The organism is Photobacterium salinisoli (assembly GCF_003614885.1).
Taxonomy (GTDB): Bacteria; Pseudomonadota; Gammaproteobacteria; order Enterobacterales; family Vibrionaceae; genus Photobacterium; species Photobacterium salinisoli.
Genome location: NZ_QZMS01000011.1, coordinates 407,367 through 430,005, shown reverse-complemented (window position 1 = coordinate 430,005; position 22,639 = coordinate 407,367). Strand labels below are relative to the sequence as shown.

The following is a 22,639-nucleotide window of genomic DNA, read 5'->3' as shown; positions in this document are numbered from 1 at the left end:
GCATTATCGCGGACCCGTTTGCAGAATATAAAGCCATTAAAGTTCAATGGCTATTTTCTCAATCGAATCAATAGTACACAGTGACAGCACGCCAGGGATAGCGACCAGACAGTTGATGCTAATAGCATTTTCACTGTTCAGAGACAGCGCAGAAGAGGTAATTTCTGCACTGCCTGCCACAATAGCACTGACATTGACCAGGCCGGTTAATACATCCAATGCGAGCAGGGAAGTATTGGAGTTATGGTAAGTCACAATATTGTTATCTAAGACTTCATTGCTACCGTCAGTGTAATAGGCTCTGGTTGAGACGCTAAAGTTGAGTGGAGACAGTAACCTGACTTCCAGTTCACCGGAGTGATCAGATTCGATCCTGATACGATCCAGTACCGCAGGTCCAACCGTCAGGTCTGCTGTGTTCGAGCTGCCCTCATAGTTCGCGCTAATCGTTGCAGATCCTTCGGAGACGCCCTGCGCCAGACCGTCAGCAGTGATGGTCGCGACACCGGTATCGCTGCTCACCCAGCTCACCAGATCCGTGACATCCTGAGTGGATGTGTCCGTGAAGGTGGCTGTGGCTGTGAACTGCTGGGTCAAACCGTTGGCAATGGTTGCCGTGGATGGCGCTACTGTCAGTGACGTTACCGTTGCAGCCGTCACTTCCAGGGTGACGGCCGGGCTGGTTTGCCCCTGATAGCTGGCCGTGATTTCTGTCGTCCCCATTGCCAGCGATTGGGCCAGACCTGAGGTATTGATGCTGGCGATAGCTGTGTCCGAACTGACCCAGCTGACCAGATGGGTAATATCCTGCGTGCTGGCATCGGAAAAGGTTGCCGTGGCAGTAAACTGCTGGGTGGTGCCATTAGCAATACTGGCTGTCCCCGGGCTGACAGCAATGGCACTGATGGTCGCCGGTGTGACTGAGAGAGGAATCTCAGCGCTGTTCATCCCCTGATAATGGGCGGTAACCACTGTGCTTCCTTCGCTCAAACCTTGCGCTAGGCCTGTGGCAGAAAGGGTGGCGACACTGGTATCGCCGCTTTTCCAGTTCACCTGATCGGTTACATCCATGGAGCTGCCGTCGGAGAACTTGGCGGTGGCAGAAAATTGCTGGGTGGTGCCGCTGGCAATACTGGCCGTTTCCGGTGCAATGGTGACAGAAATCACGGTCGCTTCAGTGACAGACAGAGTTGCGTTGTTGCTGACTGTTCCGCCAAAGTTGGCAGAGATAGCGGCAGATCCCGCCGTGAGAGCACTGACCATACCCGTAGCGGAAACGGTTGCCACTGTGGTATTGCTGCTGCTCCATGTTGCTTGCGCACTGACATCTTGCGACGTGTTGTTATCAAAATGCGCGATGGCGGTATAGGCCCGGCTGGTGCCTTTGGCCAGACTCAGGTTAGCGGGTGTTACTTGCACTGAATCAACTGTGGCCGCCGTCACAGTGAGATTAACAGGCGCACTGGTTGTGCCACCGAAACTGGCGGTTATACCGCTAGTCCCCGCGGCAACGCCTTCAGCTAATCCTGATGCCGAGATGGTGGCAGCTGCTGTATTGTCGCTGTTCCAGATCACCTGAGAGGTGACGTCTTGTGTCGAGCCATCGGAGAACTGACCTGTGGCAGTAAACTGCAGCTGTGTGCCTTGTACCAAGGATGCCGTGGCGGGTGAGAGATGAATGGCACTCAGTGTGGCTGTTGTCACTGTCATCGTCGCCTGATTGCTGTTCACTCCTTCAAACTGACCGGTGACTGTTGCTACCCCTGACGCTTTGGCGGAAGCCATGCCGTTTAAGTCCACCTCGGCAGTGCTGGCATCTGTGGTATTCCAGGTGGTCTGGCTGGTGACATCTTCACGGCTGCCATCGTGATAGTATGCCAGCGCGGTAAACTGCACCTGTGTCCCTGCCGCTGCGGACACCTGTCCGGGAGTGATTTGCAGCTGACTGACAGTATGGCCACCCGTTACAGTAATCACGACGTTACCGCCGCTGACGCCCGCATAGCTGCAGGAAATGGTGGCTTGACCGGCAGCAACGGCCTGGATCATTCCTTTGCCGCTGACGGTGGCGACTGATTCATCGCTGCTGGTGCACTGTGCGTCCTGAGTAACATCATTTTTACCGCCGTCCGCGTGAATGGCATTCACTGTAAAGCTCAGGGAACTGCCTGCTTCGGCTGTGTTCGCACTGGGGATGATCTCCAGATTACGAACCGTTTTACCGCCCTTGTCTACGGCGCTGGTGTTGTTGTCTTTCTGGCTGGGCAGACCACTACCTTCTCCGCCGCAACCTGCCAGGGTCAGCGTCATGAGAAAAAGACTCAGCCAGAGCGTCAGATACCGGCAAATGTTGTTCTTCATTGGATTGCCTTCCTTGTAAACTGAGGAGAAGTCAGCACAACGCGTCGGTTCATGGCACGGTTAGCCGGGGTGTCATTGCTGACCAGCGGCTTGGTTTCGCCAAACGCTTCGTAGCTGATACGGTCAGGGGTAATACCCTGTTGTTCAAAATACTGCACAACACTTTGCGCCCTGCGTTCAGACAGCTTCATGTTGTAGTCTTCTGAGCCAACATCGTCGGTATGGGTTTCCACGCGCAGCATGGCTTCCGGATACTGGTTCAGGTGATTCAGCATCGGCTGGAATGTGGATGTCATATCAGGGCGAAGTTTGGCTGAATTGAACTCGAAAATGGCATTGGACTGAGTACCATCCACCTGGAGGGTGAAGGCTTCCTGCGTGACAGTCGGTGGTGCAGGCTCAGGCTGCGGCTCAAACACGGCCGCAGGCTGCGGATCGTTACCTGAGAAGCGGTAGCTGATGCCCAGCATCAGGGTGTGGAGATCGGCGCCAGCCGTGCCATCGTCGCCAACATTATTGGCAAACTGATAGCTGAGCCCGGTTCGCCAGCGCGGTGTAACGTCCCAGTCAACGCCGACGCCGACTATGGGAGAGAAGCCGTCTTCGTCGTTGGATACCGTCCCGGCAATTTCTTTACCGTCACTGGAAACATGCCAGGCCATCACGCCGGCTTTGCCCACCAGAGAAACGACATCCGATACCGGATAGCGATAGCCCAGAGAGGCTGACAGCCCTAACACATCTCCTTCATAATCGGCGCCAACCGAAGGGTCATCCAGTGCCGGGTAAGTGGCATCAAACTGGCCGTAATAGTCGTAGGCTACTTCCAGTTCCCAGCGCGGAGTCCAGGCATAGTTATAGAAAATCCCCGCACCTGGCGCATCATCATCACAGCTGATGTTATGGCTTTCACAGGCACCATCAGCAAAAGTGTAATTGGCGCGGAGTCCGACCCGGTGCTCAGAAGCATTGGCGAGAGAGATACATAAAGTGCTTAGTACAAAACATGAAAGGGAAAACTTTGTGCTCTGATTCATTACCTATCCATCCTCAGTCCTTGAAAAAGCTACAAAGCGCTACCCAGCTTTAGGAACTTCTTGTCTTCCAGGTATGCCTAAAGTCAAATTAGTACAAAGATCACAGAATGGCGAAAGAAGTTGCACAGATATCATTACATGATGGGACGGGTTGTTAGTCTTAGCCATTTACCCTGGGTGGAGGAGGTAACAATCTGGGGTTCAGGAATGATTTATGCGTGGGTGCCAGCGCGCACTCGGGCGCAGAAACAAAAACACCCCGCAAGATGAGCCCGCGAGGTGTTGGAGGTGTTGTTAAATGACAGATCAGTGCATGCTGTCTTGGTTCATGCCATCGTGATCCATATTGTCGTGCTCCATAGCGTCATGATCCATACCTTCATGGTTCATTTGGCTGTGGTCCATATCTTGCCCGGATTGCATTATGTAATCGGCTTTTTCAACCTTCACTTTCACATCCACTTTACCGGCATGCTGAAAGTAGAGCGTCAGCGGGAAGCTGTCACCCAGCTTAGGCACTGAGGTCAGGTTAAACATCATGATGTGGTAACCGCCGGGTTTTAGCATTTGTGTTTCACCGGCAGCAATCTGGATGTTGTCCACTTTACGCATTTTCATCATGCCGTTTTCGTGTGCATGTTCATGAAGTTCAACTTTCTCAGCAATAGGGGATTCCGCACGCAGCAGGACATCAGCCTTATCGCCGTGGTTATCAACGGAGAAAAACGCGGCCACCACCGATGACATAGGCGGGACTTCTTTGGACCAGGGATGATCAATATGCAACTCGCCAGACTCAAATTCGTGGGCTGTTGCCAGGCCGGAGGTGAAGACGGAAGCGGCCAGCAGTAAAGCGTGTAATGATTTCATTGTGTTCTCCAATGGGATTTAAGCAATCAAAAATTTAAACGGAATGTGATGATGTGCTTAACGACGGAGGAGAGTGTTTTGGCCCAAACAGCTCATACAGTTTGTTGTTAGCGCTGAGCCAGAACATACGGCGCAGGCCGGAAAATACCGCAACGGATGCCAGAGTGATCGGCACAATATGACTTGTGTCGTAATGGATGGGCTGTAATGGCGTGAGCAGCGGGCAGTGATTTTGCCATTGCGCGTGCGGCGAGCCGTCTTGCTGATTAACCAGATCGGCGACCGAGACCCATTGCAGGCCATGTACCGTGCAGATCAGAATTTTTTCCCCGGTCAAGCCGCTGGGCGAACCCTGATGGAAAGCCGGGTTGATCACCACGACAGCCGACAGCATATTCAGCCATAACAATGACGCCAGAACGATAGTTATCATTCCAGCGCGATTGCGGGTTGAAGTCAAAGTCGCGGTCATGGTGTTTTTGTCTGTTTCTGAGAAGCTGGAATCATAGCAGATGAGAATAACATTCGGTAACAGATTACCGGTAAGTGCTTGAAAAAATCAGACTGAACACAGGCTTTTTGTGGGTTAAACCGGCCGCCAGCGTCTTGACTATCAGGTTGTTTTTTCATGAGAAGAGTGCTTGAATATCGACTCCTATCCACCGGAGGCAAAGGAATGAAGGTTGCTATTCTGGACGATTATCAGGATGTTGTCCGTACCTTGCCCTGTTACGCTCTTCTGAATGATTACGATGTGACTGTGTACACATCACCGCCGGCTGATCAGGCTCAGCTTGTCGACAGACTGAAAGATAAAGACGTACTGGTGTTAATCCGGGAACGCACCGTCATTGACGACGCCTTACTTGCCCATCTCCCCCGACTTAAACTGATCAGCCAGACCGGCAAGATCAGCAATCATTTGGATCTTGAAGCCTGTACCCGCCACCAGGTAGCTGTGGCAGAAGGTGTTGGCTCTCCTGTCGCGCCCACGGAGTTATGCTGGGCGCTGATCATGGCGGCCAGCCGGCAACTGCTGCCTTATTGCCAGCATCTGCAGGCGGGGCAGTGGCAGCAGTCCGGGCAACCGCAATTGGGCCGTAGCCTGAGAGGCAGAACGTTGGGGATCTGGGGATTCGGTAAAATTGGCCAGCGTATTGCCCGAATCGCAGAAGTGTTTGATATGAAGGTGCTGGTCTGGGGCAGTGAAAATTCTCGCGCGCTGGCAGCCACTCAAGGGTATCAGGCAGCGTCGTCGAAAGCGGCGTTTTTTACTCAGTCTGACATCGTATCACTGCATTTACGGCTAAATGCACACACCCGAGGCTGTGTGACGGCCGATGATTTGGCACAGATGAAAGCCGACGCACTGTTTGTGAATATCAGTCGTGCTGAACTGGTAGCACCCGGCGCGCTGGTGGCTGCTCTGGAGCGGGGAAGGCCGGGTTATGCGGCAGTGGATGTTTACGAGACAGAGCCTGCTTTACCCGCTGATGAGCCACTGTTATCCATGCCGAATGTGCTGTGTTCGCCGCACCTGGGATTTGTCGAGCAGGACAGTTACACACTGTATTTTGAAACGGCTCTGGCCAATGTGGTGAGTTACGGCAAAGGCCAGCTATCCGGTCTTGCCAATGCCGGGGTATTAAACAGTGAACCTCATCAATAACAATGGAATGAAAAGGAATCGAAGATGCCTAAAGAGCAGGTAGTAATGATTACCGGATCCAGCCGGGGAATTGGCGCGGCGACAGCGATTCAACTGGCCTCTCAGGGCGTGAGTATCTGCGTGAATTATCGCTCTGAGCATGAAGCGGCAGAGCAGATTGTGCACCGGGCGCGTCAATATGGCGTTAACGCCATTGCGGTACAAGCGGATGTGTCTCAGGAACAGGATGTGATGCGGCTGTTTGCCACGCTCGACAATGAGTTGGGGCCGATAACCGGGCTGGTGAATAACGCCGGTATTCTGATGCAGCAGATGCCGGTGTTACAGATGTCAGCAGAACGAATCAATGCCGTGATGCAGACTAATGTCACCAGCTGTTTTCTGTGCTGCCGGGAAGCCATCCGGCGCATGGCCTATTCGCAAGGCGGCCAGGGCGGCTCGATTGTCAATGTCTCTTCTGCGGCTTCCCGCACCGGCGCACCTTTTGAATATGTCGATTATGCGGCCTCGAAAGGGGCGATGGATACTCTGACACGCGGCCTGTCACTGGAAGTAGCCAGTGAAGGCATTCGTGTGAACGGCGTTCGACCCGGCTTTATTTACACCGACATGCATGCATCGGGTGGCGAGCCGAATCGGATTGAACGGCTGAAATCAGCGATCCCAATGCAGCGCGGCGGCACTGCCGAAGAAGTCTCAGAAGCGATCTGCTGGTTATTGTCGGAGCAGGCGTCTTATTCGACCGGATCGTTTATCGATCTGGCAGGTGGCCGTTAAGGCCCAGACATGTGCGGCCGATGCCCGTCTTCGTGCGGGCTGGCCGCCGGCAGCTATGGCTGACTGCGGTACTTGCGCTCCGGCCGGCCGACACTGCCGTACGAGACTTCAGCACTCAGCTCATCGGTACTGACCAGATATTCAAGATATCGGCGCGCGGTTGTCCGGCTGGCGCCAATTTCCTGACCGACCTGTTCTGCGTTGAGGTTAATGTTGGGATCGGTGAATACGCTGCGGATCTTATCCAGCGTCAGGCCATCGATGCCTTTCGGCAATCGTGATGTGCCGGGAGCCGACGCCTGCGGTGCGGGTTGATCGGCGGGGGCGGGCTGCAGTAAGCCATCAACATCACTTTGCACCAGTGACTGCATGTCAGACAACTTGTCCAGGTGAGCACTGAAATTGAATAACGCCGATTGCAGTCTTTCAAACACAACGGGTTTTAAGATGTAATCAAATATCCCGCTGCGCATCGCGGTGCGCAAGGTCTCAACTTCCGTGGCCGCCGTGACCAGAATCACGTCGGTATGGCAGCTTTCAGCCCGCAGCTCCCTGAGCAGTTCCAGTCCGGTTCCGGTTGGGAACTGATTATCCAATAACAGTAACTGTGGCTGGAACACGTCAATCAAATCTCTGGCTTCATCAAGGCCATGGGCTATGCCTACAACCTGAAAGCCAGGTGTTTTTTCGACGAAGCGACGCTGTATTTCCGCATTTTGCGGATCATCTTCTGCAATAACGACAGTAATGGGTGCTGTCATTGTTGTTCCTCTTGTCCGTGTCTTGTTGCATTGTCTGAACGACGCAGTGATTTGGGAATATATACAGTAAAGCGACTGCCGGAGGGTTCTGCGGGTTCGACAGTAATGATGCCGCCGAGATGGTCAGTCAGTTGTTTCACCAGATGCAGCCCGATGCCGTGCCCTTCTGTGTCCTTGGTGGTGTAACCACGAGTAAAAATTTTATCTTGCTCCCCTTCGGCAATGCCAGGGCCCTGATCATTGACCTCGAATATCAGCTCTTTGCCTAAATCGCTCATACTGAGCAGCACCATACCGCCTGCGCCATGGTGCCTGAGTGTGGCTTCCAGCGCATTGTCTATCAGGTTGCCCAGTATGCTGACTAATTGCTCGCGGGGCAGAGAAGCCGGTATGTCTGACATCTGGCTGTCGTCGTCAATGGCCAGTTCCAGATTCAGCTCTCTGGCCCTGTTGTATTTACCAAGCAGGCAACCGGCCAGAATACTGTCGGAGGTGGCTTTCATTATGGTCTGAATAAAACTCTGATGGCTGGATGTTTCCTGCCCGATCACTTTCAGTGCCTGCTCAACCGCACCAATCTGAATCAGACCGGCTATGGTGTGCAGCTTATTGTTGTATTCATGGGACTGGCTGCGGAGACTGTCGGCATATTGCTGAATACGGGTCAGCTTACGGCTAACCAGATCGACTTCATTTTTCAGCCGGAAACTCGATACCACCCCTGTGACTACTCCGTCCTGCACCATCGGAAAACGGTTGGCGATCAGGTTGCGATCATGCAGCCAGATTTCCTGATCAAAATGGTGCTCGCCACTTTCCAGTACATCCAGCATCCCGTTGTCGGGTAAGACATCATGGATATGGCGGCCAATGTATTTCTCGTCAGCCGGTAACTGCAGCGTTTTGATGGCGGCATGGTTAAACGTGGTGATAATACCGTGCTGATTAATGGCCACTATGCCTTCACGCACGGTTTCCAGCGTGGCATTGCGTTCATGAAACAGCCGGCCAATCTGCTCAGGCTCCAAATCAAAAATGGCTTTGCGGAAATGATTGGCAAACCAGAGTGCCATGATCACACTGAACAGAAAGGCCAGCGTGCTGGCCACAATCATGGAAAGCTGATGGCGGCTGACAATGGCATCGACTTCGGTCAGCAAATAACCGACAGACACTATGCCGATGATCTGAGCACCATCGTTGCTGAAAATAGGGGCTTTGCCTCGCATCGACCAACCGATACTGCCTTTATCCAACGCGACATACGCTTTGCCGTTAATCAGCGCCTGGCGGTTATCGTCGCTGTCATCATCCGACATCGATTTGCCAATACGTTGCGGGTTGAGGTGGGCGAGCCGAATGCCCTGGCTGTCGCCAATAACGACAAACCTTGCCTGGGCAGCCTGTGCCATTTTCAGGCTGAGTGGCTGCAAAAAGGCGGTGTTTCTGTCTGATACCGCGCGAATCACATCGGGTGACGCTGCTATGGTTTTCGCTACCCGAATCGCCTGCTGGCCAATCTGTTCATGTAACACATTGTCGAGATAGCGAATGGTAAAGTGGCCGAGCGCCCCTGCTTGCAGGATCGCGATAAAACCCAGAATTAAAACCATCCGGGTTTTGAGTCGAAAATGACGCAAAGACAACAACTTAGTCATGTGGGAAGGTGTTCCGTCTACCTTTGTAACATCTGTGAAACAGTGTACCGTCAGTGGCATCGAAATGCTGTGAACAATATGAACTTAATGCATTTAACGCCCGATATTCACATTATTTTTACAATCTTTTCATGTTTCTGAACGTGGCATACCTTGATCCGGTAGTTAAGCAATAACAGAACCTGAGGCCGCAGGCAGACATTATGTTTCAGCCATAGCGGTAAATCAGGTCGGGCGATGGACCCCAATCTAATAACGAGGAAAAGGTATGCTTACTCAGTTAATTACCCGCAAACGTGTCTCCGTACTTGCTGCATTAATGGCTTCTGCACTGAGCATGAGTGCTCAGGCAAAAGTGGACTCCATTCACTTTCTGGTACCTGGTGGTGCTGGCGGCGGTTGGGACAGCACCGCACGCGGTACCGGTGAAGTGTTGAAAAAGTCTGAACTGGTTGACACCATTTCTTACGAGAACATGTCAGGTGGCGGCGGCGGTAAAGCCATTGCGTACCTGATTAAAACCGCCGAGCAATCCACAGACACTCTGATGGTTAACTCTACCCCTATTGTGATTCGCTCTCTGTCGAAAGTGTTCCCTCAGTCATTCCGCGATCTGACCCCGGTAGCCGCCACTGTGGGTGATTATGCCGCTTTTGTGGTGCCGGCTAACTCCAAATACACCAGCTTCACCGACATCGTGAACGATTACAAAAAAGATCCCACCAGTATCACAGTGGCGGGCGGATCTGCCCGTGGCAGCATGGATCACCTGGTTGCCGCCTTGGCGTTTAAAGCCGGTGGTGGCGAGCCGCGCCGTCTGAAATACCTGGCGTATGATGCCGGTGGTAAAGCCATGGCGGGTCTGCTGTCTGGTGAAACCACATTGCTGTCGACCGGCCTGAGTGAAGCGCTGACGCTGGCTGACGCCGGTGAAATCCGCATCCTGGCGATGACGGGCGATCAGCGCTCTCCTTCAGCGCCGGAAGTACCGACTCTGAAGGAACTGGGCTATGACGCAACTTTCGTCAACTGGCGTGGATTCTTTGCCGCACCGGGTGTCAGCGATGCAAAAGCCGATGAGTTTGCCGAGGTGCTGGGTGAAATGTACAACACAGATCAGTGGAAAACCGTGCGTGATCGTTACGGCTGGACTGAAATCTACAAGCCTCGCAAAGAGTTCGTTGCTTTCCTGTCACAGCAGGAAAAAGAAATCGGCGATCTGATGCGTGAACTGGGCTTCCTGAAGTAATCCTGTCTGCATGACATGTTGCGCACCGCCTGTCTGGGTGGTGCGCGTTGTAACAAACCGGCCTGAGACTGGGGCCGGGTCAAACCGATAGTGGTGAGGATGACCATGACAATAACGAAAGATCATATCGGTGGACTGGTATTTCTGTGCTTTTCCATCGTTTACGGTTACTACGGTAGCGGCATTGAGATGTTCCCCGGCGATGAATATCAGCCCTTCAATGCGAAATCTTTGCCGCTGACACTGGCCGGGCTGGGCATTGTGCTGGCGTTATGCCAGCTGGTGACAGCGAGCCGCAGTCAGGATGACAAGCTGGATTTACGGGGATTGGATTTTGTTCTGATCACCAAACTGCTGCTGCTGATGCTGATTTTTGCCGCTTCCCTCGAATGGATTGGCTTTATGTTGTCGACAGTGATCTTTCTGATGGGAGGGTACTGGTTGCTGGGTGAACGCCGTCCTAAGGTTCTGCTGGTGGCATCTGTGCCATTTGCGGTGTGTTTCTGGTTCTTGCTGACGCAGTTACTTGACATCTACCTGGCCCCTGGCCGACTGATAACGAGTATTTTCGGGGGTTAACTATGTTCGATGGAATGATGACCGGATTGTCAACGGCAGTTATGCCGTTCAATCTGATGATGGTAGTGGTTGGCTGCTTTGCCGGGACATTCATTGGTATGTTACCGGGTCTGGGCCCGATTTCTGCCATTGCACTGATGATCCCTATTACTTATGGTCTTGATCCTTCCTCAGGCATTATCCTGATGGCTGGAGTGTACTACGGTGCTGTTTTTGGTGGGTCAACCTCATCAATACTGATCAATGCGCCGGGTTGTTCAAGCACAGTGGTTACTGCCTTTGACGGTTTCCCGCTGGCACAGAAAAATCAGGCGGGTAAAGCGCTGGCACTGGCTGCGTATTCCTCTTTCACTGGCGGAACCGTCGGTGCCATCATTTTGCTCTTTGCAGCACCTGCTCTGGCGAAAGTCTCACTGAGTTTCCAGTCCAGCGACTATTTTGCGTTGATGATTCTGGGCCTGACCGCGGTGGCTGCTTTTTCCGGCAAAGGCCAGGTACTCAAAGCCCTGATGATGACAGTCTTCGGCCTGATGATTTCGACCGTTGGTAACGACGTCATGACGGGCGTACCGCGCTTTACCTTCGATAATGTGGATTTGATTGACGGTATCAGCTTCCTGCTGCTGGCCATGGCCACGTTCGCGCTGACTGAAGTGGTGATGACGGTTCTGCGGGGTGAGCACAGGCATGAAGATGCGCAGATGGACATGAATAATCTGGGCAGCATGAAACTCAGCAAAGAAGAAGTGAAGCATGTGGCACCTACGGTCGCGCGTTCTTCTGTCTTTGGTTTCCTGGTCGGCGTATTGCCGGGCGCAGGGGCGACCATTGCGTCTTTCCTGAGTTACGGCATGGAGCGGAATCTGGCGCCGAAAGAAGAGAAAGAAAAATTCGGCAAAGGTGCGTTACGGGGCCTGGCTGCGCCTGAGTCAGCAAATAACGCAGCCTCTACCGGATCTTTCGTCCCTTTGCTGACACTGGGTATTCCCGGCTCAGGCACCACCGCTATTATGCTGGGTGCCTTGATTGCATACGGTATTCAGCCGGGTCCGCGCCTGTTCCTGGATAATCCGGATGTTTTCTGGTCGGTGATCATCTCAATGTACTTCGGTAATCTGGTACTGCTGATTCTGAACCTGCCGCTGATCCCGTATATTTCCCGGCTGCTGGTGATTCCGCGTCCGATCCTGATCCCGTTGATTCTGTTCTTCTCCATCACAGGTGTGTACCTGGTGAGTTTCAATGCCTTTGATATTCAGATGATGGTGTTGATCACAGTGATTGCGACTTTCCTGAAATTGCTCAATTTCCCAATGGCGCCTATGCTGCTGGGATTCATACTGGGCGACATTCTGGAGAAAAACCTCAGCCGCTCGCTGACGCTGTCTGACGGTTCATTCGCTTTCCTGGTGGAACGCCCACTGACATTAACCATCATGGTGCTGGCAGTACTGGCGTTGTTGATGCCACTGTTCAGTACCTGGCGTGATAAGCGCAAGGCTGCTGCCAAAGCGCAGGCACAACAGGCGTGAGTTGAAGCCGGATAAATAAGAGCAAAGAAAAAGCCGCGCGGTCAGCTGACCGTGCGGCTTTGTTTTTCTGACATCCGACGACTGATTGCCGGTTTCAGGCCGGACCCACAGGTTAACGATCAGAAACTGAATGCGACCTTGGCTTCAACCGAGCGCTCGGTGCCCAACCAGCAGTTGCTTTGATCGAAACAGGTGTAGTACTGCTTGTCGAACAGGTTTGAGGCACTGACGGTGGCGCTCACATTGTTCAGGCTGGCGCTCAGTTCGCCTAAATCATAGCGGGCAGACAGATCAACCAAGGTGTAGTCAGGGACTTTGGCGGTATTCTGTGCATCCAGTTCAGACTCGCCGACATAACGCACACCCGCGCCTAAAACAGTACCGCTCAACAGGCCGTTGTAGATGTAGTAGTTAGTCCACAGCGATGCCATCTGCTCGGGTACCCATACCGGGGTTTTGCCTTCGATGCCGGTATTGTCCTGCGTTACTTCTGCATCGGTATAGGTGTAGTTCAGCGCAATATCCAGATTGTCAGTCAGCAGCCAGAAGCTTTCGAACTCCAGTCCACGGGTACGGACTTCGCCCGTTTGGATCTTGTTATAGGCGCTGCCATTCGGGTCTCGGGTTACCACATTCTGCTTGGTCAGCTGGTAAGCTGCCAGGCTGGCGGACCGGGTTTGATCGGCAGACTGGTATTTTACCCCGGCTTCCCATTGCTGGCCTTCGGAAGGGTCGAACACTTTACCGAATCTGTCCTGCCCGGCTACCGGCTCAAAGCTTTCCGAATAGCTGATATAGGGTGCAAACCCGTAGGCCAGATTGTAGAGCGCGCCGATTCGGCCGGAGAAGCTGTCTTGCTCAATATCGCCGGATGTTACTCCGTCGGTCTTCTGATCAAGTTCGTAATGATCAAACCGTCCCCCGGCCAGCACAATAAGCTTGTTCCAGCGGATTTGATCCTGCAGATACACACCCAGCTGAGAGGTATTGATGTTGTGCTTGGCTCTGTAGTTAAAGCCAGGGTTGCTCGGGTCAATCTGATCATTGTCCGGATTGAACATATCAATGCTCGGCGCACTGTAGTCCAGTGTGTCCTGATACACCACAGAAGCGTCCATATTCTGGTAGTCCAGGCCTATCAGCACATTGTGCTCGGCAGCGCCCCAATGGAGTTTGCCTGTAAGCTGGTTGTCCATGGCCAGGAAACCTAACTCTTCATCGGTCTGATAGGCGTTACGGCTGAGTGTCCGGTTATCTGCGGCGAGCGCACCATTGTAGGTGTTGGTCTGATGCAGGCTGGCGTCGCTGTATCTCAGGTTATGCAGTAACGTCCAGTCGTCATTAAAATCATGCAGCACTTTGTAGCCGAGCATCAGTACTTCACGTTCGAAATCATTCCAGTTTTTATCGCCCGTGAAAGTGTCAGGCGACAGCTGGCCTTCCGGGTTAGGCAACACAGAACCCTTTGCCGGTACTGTGGTATAGATGCCGGCGCTCGGGTCGTTCTGGTAATACAGGTTAACGTTGATCAGGGTGTCATCAGAGGCCTGCCAGTCAATGGAAGGGGCAATCATATAACGCTCATCTTCTGCCGTATCGGCCTGACTGTCCCTTTTCCGTGCCAGAGCAATAAGGCGATAGCTGACATCGCTGTTCCCCAGCTGGCCCGTGGTATCCATATTGGCTTGCATCAGGTTGTTGGTACCTGTGCTGATTTCGATATCTGTTTGCTGGTGTTTTTGCGGCGTTTTCGCAATCAGGTTCACCATACCGCCCGGCGGTATATTGCCGTACAGTACAGAGGTCGGGCCTTTAAACACTTCAACCTGCTCGACGGCAAAGGCATCCACCTGACCTTGCAGGTTCCAGCCACTGAGGTAGGGCAGTTGCAGACCGTCATAGAAATTCTGATAGTTGATGAACCCCCGGATATTGAACAGGTCCAGCCGGGTGACCGCCCCGCCGCGCAGCTCGGTATTGACCCCAGACGCATAACGTAATGCTTCGCTGACTGAGCTGGCCCCGCGCAGATCCAACGTTTCACGGTCGATAACCGAGATAGCCTGCGGGGTTTCTTCGGGTGTCAGTGCGGTTTTGGTTGCTGTGTTGCGGTAGGTTTCCCCTAACACAATGATGGTGTCATCTGCACTGGGTGTCTGAGTGTCTGTCTGGGCGATAGCCGATACGCTGAACGTTGAGGCTATGGAGATAGCCAGCCATGAAGGCGCGAAAGTGCGATACATCAAAAGAAACCTCTGCTGCAATATGTGAATGCTAATTGTTATCAATTGCATTCTAAGGATTTTGCGGCGGGAAAATTAACAATTTGGTGCATCTTGAAATCTGGCGGCGTGATATTTCAGGCAGGCTCCACCGGCAGCCAGTATTCCATCCGCTGAGCAGGATTGGTCACATCAAACTGTGGCGGGTAAATCTCAAGCTCATAGCCATCAATGCCTTTATAACCGGACTCAGGCAGCCAGGCGGCAATGAACCAGTGGAGGACCTTGTCGAGCTGGTGGATAGGCCCGGAATAGGGGATAACGGCGTAAAGCTGTTCGGGAACACTCAGGCGCTGAGCCTGCGCTGTGATAAGCGGATCTGCATCAACCGTTTGTTCAACCGGTATGCCGGCCCAGTAGATCAATGCGTCACCCGGCTGGTTTTGCGTATCAATCACACCTATCTGGCTTAATGTGTCTGTCCCGGTAAACTGCTGATGAAACTGGTGCCAGATGGCGGGTACTGTCTCCGGGTAATCGGGATCATCGGCAAACAGGCCACGAATTGGGCCACTCACGCCGGATAGCTGAAAGGCAGGGCGGCGCTCAAGACGAATTTGTAACAGACGCTGTGAGATCTCAGGCGCTAACGTTACCGGTCTGGTCGATTGCAAAGGGGTTCTGAGGCCTGTCAGCAGGCCGCGTTTTTTATAACTGCCGGGAGAGCAGCCGAACATCTGCCGGAAAGCGCGGATAAAACTGATTTCGGAGTTAAAACCACAGGCAAGTGCGATGTCGAGAATCCGCTCATTACTCGATAACAGCTGTTCAGCGGCACGGCTGAGTTTCAGCTCACGCACATACTGCGCCAGTGTCAGCCCGGTTTCACTGTTAAAGACCCGTTGAAGCTGCCAGCGTGACCAGCAGCTTTGCTCCGCCAGTTCCACCACACTCAACGGCTGATCCAGATGGGTGTGGATGTAATCCAGTACCCGCTGAATACGCGTAAAATGATGCGGCTTGGGTGTCTGATCTGGGCGCGCTGGTGTTTTCATGACGACGGTTCAGTGTCTTTGAGATTCCATAATGGCTGTAGATAGTACCACTGAAGCCTTGTCCCCGGTAGCTGAGCAGGTTATCACTTTGTCACCTGGAGATGGCGCAGCGTCACAGACGCAACAGCTTGCATATCCGGGCTGTGAATTGACCTTTGACATTCTATTGGCAAGAGCCGAAGGTGTACGAAGTAGAATGAATTCATCAATATATCCGTCTGCCTGATGCAGCATCAGGCAGACGGATAGACAGGGTGACATTGCAGGTAACAGGTGACACGGATAAATGACAGTCAACAACCCCGAAAAGAATATGCACAATGCTGAACAATCGCGTGAGCTGCCTTTATTGCTGACAGGGCCGGTATTGCGCCGCTGTAATGCCAGGGTGATAACGCTGTGGATGGTGACATCCGCACCGCTTGAAGGCCGGTTTCAGCTTTTTCAGGGCAAAGAGGCATCCCCTTTTTTTGAGGCTGATTTCACCGGCGAACAGCAAATTCAGATTGGGCAGTCAGCCTGGGTAGTGATGGCACAGTTTTCCGGCGATTTTCCGCTGGATACTGAGCTGGCTTACGAGATTGAAACCCAGCAGGGGGCACTGACTGCACTGCTGCCTGAGCTGCTCTATCCCGGTGAGGAGCGGCTGACGCTGACTATCAAATCCCGTGCCGACTACATTCAGCATGGCTCCTGCCGCAATCCGCATTTTCCCGGCAAAGACAGTCTGGCGGCGGCTGATGAAAAGGTGGCGTCACTGCCGCTGGGTGAACGTCCGGCCTTACTGATGATGAGTGGCGATCAGATCTATGCCGATCATGTGGCCGGACCGACCTTAGACGCCATCAGTCAGGTCATCGACTTGCTCGGATTACCCGACGAAACCTTCAGCGATGCCTCCTACGCGTCGTTATCGTCGTTACGCGCCAGTCATCACCAGCTGTATGGCCGGGATCAGGTTCTGCCAGTGTACGAACCGACCGGTAACTGGCTGTCAGATACTCGTATGCTGCGTTGGCTGCCAGCCAGACAACGGCCGGTTTTCACCGCCAATGAATGTGAAAACCACCTGATTGGTCTGAGCGAGTTTCTGGCAATGTATCTGCTGGTCTGGTCACCGACTGTCTGGCAGCTGGTAGATATTGATCGTCTGGAAAAACAGGGTTTTCAGTGCGGCGGACAGGTGCTGGCGGACAAGTGGCAGCAATTGTGGCAACAGGAAAAAACGGAAATTCAGGGATTCATCAGCGGGTTGGTTAACGTCCAGCGTCTGGTCGCGCATATTCCCACTTATATGATTTTTGACGATCACGATGTCACCGACGACTGGAACCTGACTGTCGGCTGGGAACAGGCAGCCTATCAGCATGCTTTTTCAAAGCGCATTATCGGCAACAGTTTGTTCGGATACTGGCTCTGTCAGGGCTGGGGCAATGACCCGGAACAGTTTGACGAGACTTTTATGACCAAGGCCCGTAGCTATTTTTCGGCGCCGGACAACGCTTCTCACGATGCCATGATCGATCACCTGTATGCGTTTGAGCACTGGCACTATCAGGTGGACACGCAACCTAAGATGCTGGTGTTGGATACCCGAACCCGTCGCTGGCATTCAGAATCGAAAATGAACAAGCCCTCCGGTCTGATGGACTGGGAAGCACTCACAGAAATGCAGCAGGCCCTGATTCACGAACCGGCAGTGATCATAGTATCGCCCGCGCCTATCTTCGGCGTGAAGTTCATCGAAACTCTGCAGCGCATCATGACATTACTCGGTAAGCCTCTGGTGGTGGATGCAGAAAACTGGATGGCCCACCCTGGGGCCGCCAATACCTTGCTGAGCATCTTCACCCATACCAAAACCCCGACCCATTTTGTGATCATTTCCGGCGATGTGCATTACTCGTTTGCCTATGATATTCAGCTGCGTTTTCGCCGTAACAGTCCGAATATTTACCAGATCACCGCCAGCGGGATTAAAAATACGTTCCCGGAGAAACTGTTACGGGTTTGTGAACGAATGGACAGGGTATTGTACAGTCCGCATTCTCCTCTCAACTGGTTTACCAAACGTAAACGCATGAAGATCTACAAGCGGGATCCGGACACGCCGGGACACGGCCGTTTAGTCAACAGCAGCTGTATCGGTGAGCTGTGGCTGAAAGATGACGGCCAGCCTGAACGCATTGCGATTCTGACAGCAGAGGGGCAGTCCATCGGGTTTCCTCCCACCCGGCAAGAACAGAAACGCCATTCAGAAGCGGGTGAAAAAGCAACAGCAAGGCCTGACAATAATTAGCCATAGTCGGGTGCTTCACAATTTTTTAACACAGAGGTGCGGCGTTGTTGACATAGGTCAAACGTCCGTTTAATTCTATGGTTCAAATGAAAAGGCAGGCGGGAGAGCTTGTCTTTATAAAACGTTGTGTAGAACTCAACACAAGGATAACACCATGTTGAACCTTGCCGCTGCCTTACAGCGTAATGCTGTGTCCAAGCCTGACAAAGTCGCGATTATTTTCGGTGACACTCAGATCACTTATGCTCAGTTCAATGCCATTGCCAGCCAGATCGCCAATGGCCTGAAGGCCAAAGGCATACAGCCGGGTGATCGGGTGGCACTGAGTTGCCCCAATCTGCCATTCTTCCCGTTGGTTTATTACGGCATTCAAAAAGCCGGTGCCGTCACTGTGCCGCTCAACGTGCTCTTGCGTGAACGCGAAATTAAATTCCATCTGGAAGATTCAGCGGCGAAGTTCTATTTCTGCTTTGAGGGTGTGGAAGGATTGCCCATGGCGCAGGCCGGTGTAGCCGCGTTTAATCAGGTCGATAGCTGCGAGCACATGGTAGTGATGACAGCCGATCAGTCGCTGACGGACTATCAGGGATTACCGACCCTGACATCTTTCATGAAAGATCAATCACCTGTTTGCGATTACACACCCCGTGAATCGGATGATACGGCGGTTGTCCTGTATACCTCTGGCACGACGGGCCAGCCGAAAGGGGCGGAGCTGACGCACAGCAATCAGTACACCAATGCGCTGGTGGCGCAGAATCTGATGGAAATGCGTGGCGACGACGTCCACTTACTCACCTTGCCGCTGTTCCATACCTTCGGCCAGACAGTCAATATGAATGCGCCCGTCAGTCTGGGGTGTACCATGGTGATGGTGCCCCGTTTTGATCCGGCACTGGTGAAAGGGTTGATTGAAAAACACAAAGTCACCCTATTTGCCGGTGTACCCACTATGTATATCGGTATGAATCTGTGCAAAGCCGACAACGATGTGTCTTCGCTGCGTATCGGTGTCAGCGGCGGCGCGTCATTGCCTGTAGAAGTGCTGCGCACTTTCGAAGAGAAATTTAACGTACCGATTCTGGAAGGTTACGGCTTATCGGAAACCAGCCCTATTGCCAGTTTCAACCATCTGGACATGCCCCGGATCCCGGGTTCAGTCGGCCAGCCGATTCAGGGCGTGGAGGTGCGTGTGGTGGATGACAAAGGCCAGCAACAGCCTCAGGGTGAGTCGGGTGAAATCATTGTTCGCGGCCATAACATCATGAAAGGCTACCTGAACCGGCCGGAAGAAAATGAAAAAGCCCTGCGCGATGGCTGGTTCTACACCGGCGATGTCGGGCGGTTTGATGAAAAAGGTAATCTGTTCATTGTCGATCGGGTCAAAGATCTGATCATCCGGGGTGGCTTTAACGTCTATCCGCGTGAAATTGAAGAAGTCTTCATGACACACTCTGACGTGGCCATGGTTGCCGTTGTCGGTGTGCCCTGTGATCAGTATGGCGAAGAAGTGAAAGCCTTTGTGGTACTGAAAGAGGGCGCACTGGTCAGCGAAGAGGAGCTGAAAACCTGGGGTAAAGAACAGCTTGCTGCTTATAAATACCCGCGCATGGTCGAAATTCGTCAGGCACTGCCGATGAATGCGACCGGGAAAATCCTCAAGAAAGATCTGAGGGCCGAAGTGCAGCAGGCCGCAGAAACCGCTTAATCCCTATCGACATTACACACCGGGCCAGCTGCCCGGTGTGTGCATTTCCTTGTTAGTCATAATCTCCTGTTTTCCCTTGTTACAGCTACACTTATCCAGAATATCCTTAAGCCAGTTGTTCATTCATTAACGACAAACGGAGGCTTTATGCATACTACTCATGGATTATTGTTTGAAGTGGACAGGGATGGCGATAACTTTTTTATGGAACTGAAGGCTATCGGTAAGCTGACTCACGAAGATTATGAACAGATCACCCCTTTGATTGACGATGCCCTTGAAGGCGTTGCAAATCCAAAGGTCAATGTTTATTTCGATGGTTCAGAGTTTGAAGGCTGGGAAATGCAGGCGGCGTGGGATGACCTCAAACTTGGCCTGAAACACGGTAAAAAATTTCACCGGATTGCCATTTATGGCAATCAGCGATGGATGGATATCGTGGCGAAGATTGGCAGCTGGTTTATCTCTGGTGAAGTGAAATGTTTCGATACCCCGTTTGACGCCTTAGCCTGGTTACGGGAAGAGTGAAACGCACAGCTTAGTGTTTGTTGCTGTTTTTGCAGGGATTTCGCTCGTCTGTAAAGCAGGGAGTTGCTATGATGCTGCAGTATTCATGCTCAGGGGAAATCCCCACTAGGCTGTTTAAACAGGGAGGCAGCTTTGCAGTTTCGAACCTTTTCTTTTTTACCTTTTTCTTCTGTGTTGTTATTTGGGTGTCTTGCCAGTGCCGGTTCCATAGCGGCAACTCCGCAACCGACTGCTGCTAAGGCCGAAAGTGTTCTGCCATCGGGCGAAGAGGCCGATAAAGAAGACAGCCGTTATTTCTTTGGTTTAAGGGGCGGCGTCAGCCTGATGGGCTTAACGGACACAGCAACGATTGCCGGTGTATCTGAATCGTCTGATGACGCCGGTGCCACTGGCTTCTGGGGCGTGGATTTTGGTTATTACACACCCGAAGGGCGCAGTCGGATTTACTACAGCTTTGAAAGGCATGTGGAAGAAAGCCGGTTTCCGTCAACGGGGCTGAAATTTGACAATATCGCCAATCTGAACTTGCTTGGCACAGATTATTTCTTCTTATATAACAAAGACTTTTCGCCATATGTCGGCCTGCATTTCGGTTACGCCAGCGTCAGTTCCGATTCCAGCTATCAGGGTGATTACAAAACCAGTGGCTTTGTCATTGGCATGCAAACCGGCCTGGCGTGGCGCGTCTCTACGGACATGACAGTCGAGGCTGGTTTCAGACACACTGTGCTGCCAAGCAAGCTGAAAAACTGGCAAGGGCAGGACGACTCAGGCAATACGGTGAACTTTGAATCGCAGCAGCGCGGTGTCAGCTCGTTGTTTCTGGCGGCCAACTACCGTTACTGAGTGTTGTTTGTCCACAGCTGGCAGTGTGTATGATGAAGCCTGCGGCTTTGGGTTTACACCTTGGGCTGTGCGCGTATAATGCCCAGCTCCGAAAACGACAATCATTTCTGTAAGGACGTCAGCGTGAAGCTATTTGTCAGAGATCTCACCGTTATTGATGCCTCCTATCTGTGCCCGATCCGAGGTATGGTGGGAGAAAGCTGGATTCTGGACGTGGTGATGTCTGGCGAGCTGAATGAAATGAGCATGGTGCTGGATTTCAGCCGGGTCAAAAAGCAGATTAAACAATTGGTTGATCAGTATGTTGACCACCGTTTACTGGTGCCGGTAGCCAATGCATCGATCAAAATGGCCGCGACTCAACCGGGCTATGCGACTGTAGACTTGCTTCGTGGTGATAAAAGTATCCATCTGCATTGCCCGGATGAAGCTTATTGTCTGGTGGACGCTGATGCCATCACTGTAGAGACTGTCACTCAGCATTTGCATCAAGTACTGTCAGGAAAGCTGCCGGACAATGTTCAGGGCCTTGAACTGGTATTACGCCATGAAAAAATTGATGGCGCGTTTTACCACTACAGCCACGGTCTGAAAAAGCACGACGGCAACTGTCAGCGTATTGCACACGGCCACCGTTCACCGGTTGAACTGTATGTGGATGGCCAGCGTGACAGCAAGCTGGAAGCTGACTGGGCAGAGCGCTGGACAGATATTTATCTGGGTACAGCAGAAGATCAGGTGAGTGTCAGTGAACTGAACCTGAGTGAGCACGCGGCAAGTGCGTCTGATACCACCCACTACGGTTTTCGCTATACCGCACCGCAGGGGCTGTTTGAGCTTGCTATCGCCAAAAGCGAGACGGAAATGATAGGTACAGATACCACCATTGAGCTGCTGGCGCATTATATTGCCGCCGCCGTGAAACCTGCCATTGGTGAGCATCGGACGCTGGATGTTGTCGCCTATGAAGGGGTTGGCAAAGGTGCAATGGCGAGCTTGTAATCGTACCGAAAAACCGGTTATTTCTCTCAAAGCATGCCTTAAACAGGAGTGCGCTCGCGGGAACCCCTACAGCGAGCGCAATTTCTGAAATTTAGCTTGTATGTCGCGCTTACTTTCCGTGCCAATTTCAGCATCTTTGTAGCGCGCCAGGTACTCTTTGTTGGTGCAAAGAGTACCCAGAAAGCCCCTTTTTGTTCTTTGGTGTTGGGTAAACGGTCGTGATGGTATGTCGCGCTTGAGTGCTGTGCTTCTCTCGCCATCGTCTGATGCGCGCCAGACACTCTTTGCTGGCCCAAAGAGTGCCCAGAAATGCCTACTTGTTCGTTGGTGTTGTCCGGGCCGGTTGTAGGCGCTCCCGGCGCCGACAACCTGAAAATTCGTCCTGAATTTTCCCCTAGGGAAGTGAGTTTCTTGGGGTTTGGGTTTGGTGTCGGGTAAACGGTCGTGATGGTATGTCGCGCTTGAGTGCTGTGCTTCTCTCGACAT

At 52.6% G+C, this 22,639-nt stretch carries 18 protein-coding genes; 10 read left to right on the top strand and 8 right to left on the bottom strand.

Annotated features, from left to right (window positions below):
* Nucleotides 1-36: 36 nt before the first annotated feature.
* The 4 genes from D6M16_RS13360 to D6M16_RS13345 all read right to left on the bottom strand — a co-directional run bounded on the left by D6M16_RS13360 (nucleotide 37) and on the right by D6M16_RS13345 (nucleotide 4,701).
* Nucleotides 37-2,361 carry a beta strand repeat-containing protein gene (locus tag D6M16_RS13360; protein WP_120512369.1) on the bottom strand — a complete coding sequence of 775 codons (2,325 nt, stop codon included), beginning with the start codon at nucleotides 2,359-2,361 and terminating at the stop codon, nucleotides 37-39.
* A complete protein-coding gene (locus tag D6M16_RS13355; RefSeq protein WP_120512368.1) occupies nucleotides 2,358-3,398 on the bottom strand; it encodes an outer membrane beta-barrel protein in 1,041 nt (346 codons plus the stop codon). Before D6M16_RS13355 ends, D6M16_RS13360 begins: the two co-directional genes overlap by 4 nt.
* A 306-nt stretch (nucleotides 3,399-3,704) precedes the next feature.
* Nucleotides 3,705-4,268, bottom strand: a complete 564-nt coding sequence (locus tag D6M16_RS13350) for a copper chaperone PCu(A)C (RefSeq protein ID WP_120512367.1) — start codon at nucleotides 4,266-4,268, stop codon at nucleotides 3,705-3,707.
* A gap of 34 nt (nucleotides 4,269-4,302) precedes the next feature.
* Nucleotides 4,303-4,701, bottom strand: a complete 399-nt coding sequence (locus D6M16_RS13345; protein WP_162941034.1) for a hypothetical protein — start codon at nucleotides 4,699-4,701, stop codon at nucleotides 4,303-4,305.
* A 243-nt stretch (nucleotides 4,702-4,944) separates the two neighbouring features.
* Here D6M16_RS13345 and D6M16_RS13340 point away from each other — a divergent pair, with 243 nt between their 5' ends.
* Nucleotides 4,945-5,937 (top strand): D-2-hydroxyacid dehydrogenase family protein, encoded by a 993-nt coding sequence (locus D6M16_RS13340; RefSeq protein WP_120512365.1) that lies wholly within the window; start codon nucleotides 4,945-4,947, stop codon nucleotides 5,935-5,937.
* A gap of 24 nt (nucleotides 5,938-5,961) precedes the next feature.
* Nucleotides 5,962-6,714, top strand: a complete 753-nt coding sequence (locus tag D6M16_RS13335; protein WP_120512364.1) for an SDR family oxidoreductase — start codon at nucleotides 5,962-5,964, stop codon at nucleotides 6,712-6,714.
* Nucleotides 6,715-6,767: 53 nt separating this feature from the next.
* Here the strand turns inward: D6M16_RS13335 and D6M16_RS13330 are convergent, their stop codons facing one another.
* Nucleotides 6,768-7,475 (bottom strand): response regulator, encoded by a 708-nt coding sequence (locus tag D6M16_RS13330; protein WP_120512363.1) that lies wholly within the window; start codon nucleotides 7,473-7,475, stop codon nucleotides 6,768-6,770.
* Nucleotides 7,472-9,133, bottom strand: a complete 1,662-nt coding sequence (locus D6M16_RS13325; protein WP_120512362.1) for an ATP-binding protein — start codon at nucleotides 9,131-9,133, stop codon at nucleotides 7,472-7,474. Before D6M16_RS13325 ends, D6M16_RS13330 begins: the two co-directional genes overlap by 4 nt.
* Nucleotides 9,134-9,401: 268 nt before the next feature.
* Between D6M16_RS13325 and D6M16_RS13320 the strand changes: the two genes are divergently transcribed.
* The 3 genes from D6M16_RS13320 to D6M16_RS13310 all read left to right on the top strand — a co-directional run bounded on the left by D6M16_RS13320 (nucleotide 9,402) and on the right by D6M16_RS13310 (nucleotide 12,493).
* Nucleotides 9,402-10,382 carry a tripartite tricarboxylate transporter substrate binding protein gene (locus D6M16_RS13320; protein WP_120512361.1) on the top strand — a complete coding sequence of 327 codons (981 nt, stop codon included), beginning with the start codon at nucleotides 9,402-9,404 and terminating at the stop codon, nucleotides 10,380-10,382.
* A 105-nt stretch (nucleotides 10,383-10,487) separates the two neighbouring features.
* On the top strand, nucleotides 10,488-10,961 hold the full coding sequence (locus D6M16_RS13315; protein WP_120512360.1) for a tripartite tricarboxylate transporter TctB family protein: 474 nt from the start codon (nucleotides 10,488-10,490) through the stop codon (nucleotides 10,959-10,961).
* Nucleotides 10,962-10,963: 2 nt separating this feature from the next.
* A complete protein-coding gene (locus tag D6M16_RS13310; protein ID WP_120512359.1) occupies nucleotides 10,964-12,493 on the top strand; it encodes a tripartite tricarboxylate transporter permease in 1,530 nt (509 codons plus the stop codon).
* Nucleotides 12,494-12,612: 119 nt separating this feature from the next.
* Here the strand turns inward: D6M16_RS13310 and D6M16_RS13305 are convergent, their stop codons facing one another.
* Both D6M16_RS13305 and D6M16_RS13300 read right to left on the bottom strand, forming a co-directional pair.
* Complete coding sequence (locus tag D6M16_RS13305; protein WP_120512358.1) at nucleotides 12,613-14,736, bottom strand: TonB-dependent siderophore receptor; 2,124 nt, start codon at nucleotides 14,734-14,736, stop codon at nucleotides 12,613-12,615.
* Nucleotides 14,737-14,852: 116 nt separating this feature from the next.
* Nucleotides 14,853-15,770: an AraC family transcriptional regulator gene (locus D6M16_RS13300; RefSeq protein ID WP_120512357.1), complete on the bottom strand. Its 918-nt coding sequence runs from the start codon at nucleotides 15,768-15,770 to the stop codon at nucleotides 14,853-14,855.
* Nucleotides 15,771-16,056: 286 nt separating this feature from the next.
* Here D6M16_RS13300 and D6M16_RS13295 point away from each other — a divergent pair, with 286 nt between their 5' ends.
* The 5 genes from D6M16_RS13295 (at nucleotide 16,057) to D6M16_RS13275 (ending at nucleotide 22,153) form a co-directional block, all read left to right on the top strand.
* Nucleotides 16,057-18,069: an alkaline phosphatase D family protein gene (locus D6M16_RS13295; RefSeq protein WP_240435618.1), complete on the top strand. Its 2,013-nt coding sequence runs from the start codon at nucleotides 16,057-16,059 to the stop codon at nucleotides 18,067-18,069.
* A 154-nt stretch (nucleotides 18,070-18,223) separates the two neighbouring features.
* A complete protein-coding gene (locus tag D6M16_RS13290) occupies nucleotides 18,224-19,777 on the top strand; it encodes a long-chain-fatty-acid--CoA ligase (RefSeq protein WP_120512356.1) in 1,554 nt (517 codons plus the stop codon).
* Nucleotides 19,778-19,924: 147 nt separating this feature from the next.
* Nucleotides 19,925-20,305: a SpoIIAA family protein gene (locus tag D6M16_RS13285; RefSeq protein ID WP_120512355.1), complete on the top strand. Its 381-nt coding sequence runs from the start codon at nucleotides 19,925-19,927 to the stop codon at nucleotides 20,303-20,305.
* A gap of 132 nt (nucleotides 20,306-20,437) precedes the next feature.
* Nucleotides 20,438-21,151: an outer membrane beta-barrel protein gene (locus D6M16_RS13280; RefSeq protein WP_120512354.1), complete on the top strand. Its 714-nt coding sequence runs from the start codon at nucleotides 20,438-20,440 to the stop codon at nucleotides 21,149-21,151.
* Between the two features lie 123 nt (nucleotides 21,152-21,274).
* Nucleotides 21,275-22,153 (top strand): 6-carboxytetrahydropterin synthase, encoded by an 879-nt coding sequence (locus D6M16_RS13275; protein WP_120512353.1) that lies wholly within the window; start codon nucleotides 21,275-21,277, stop codon nucleotides 22,151-22,153.
* Nucleotides 22,154-22,639: the final 486 nt, after the last annotated feature.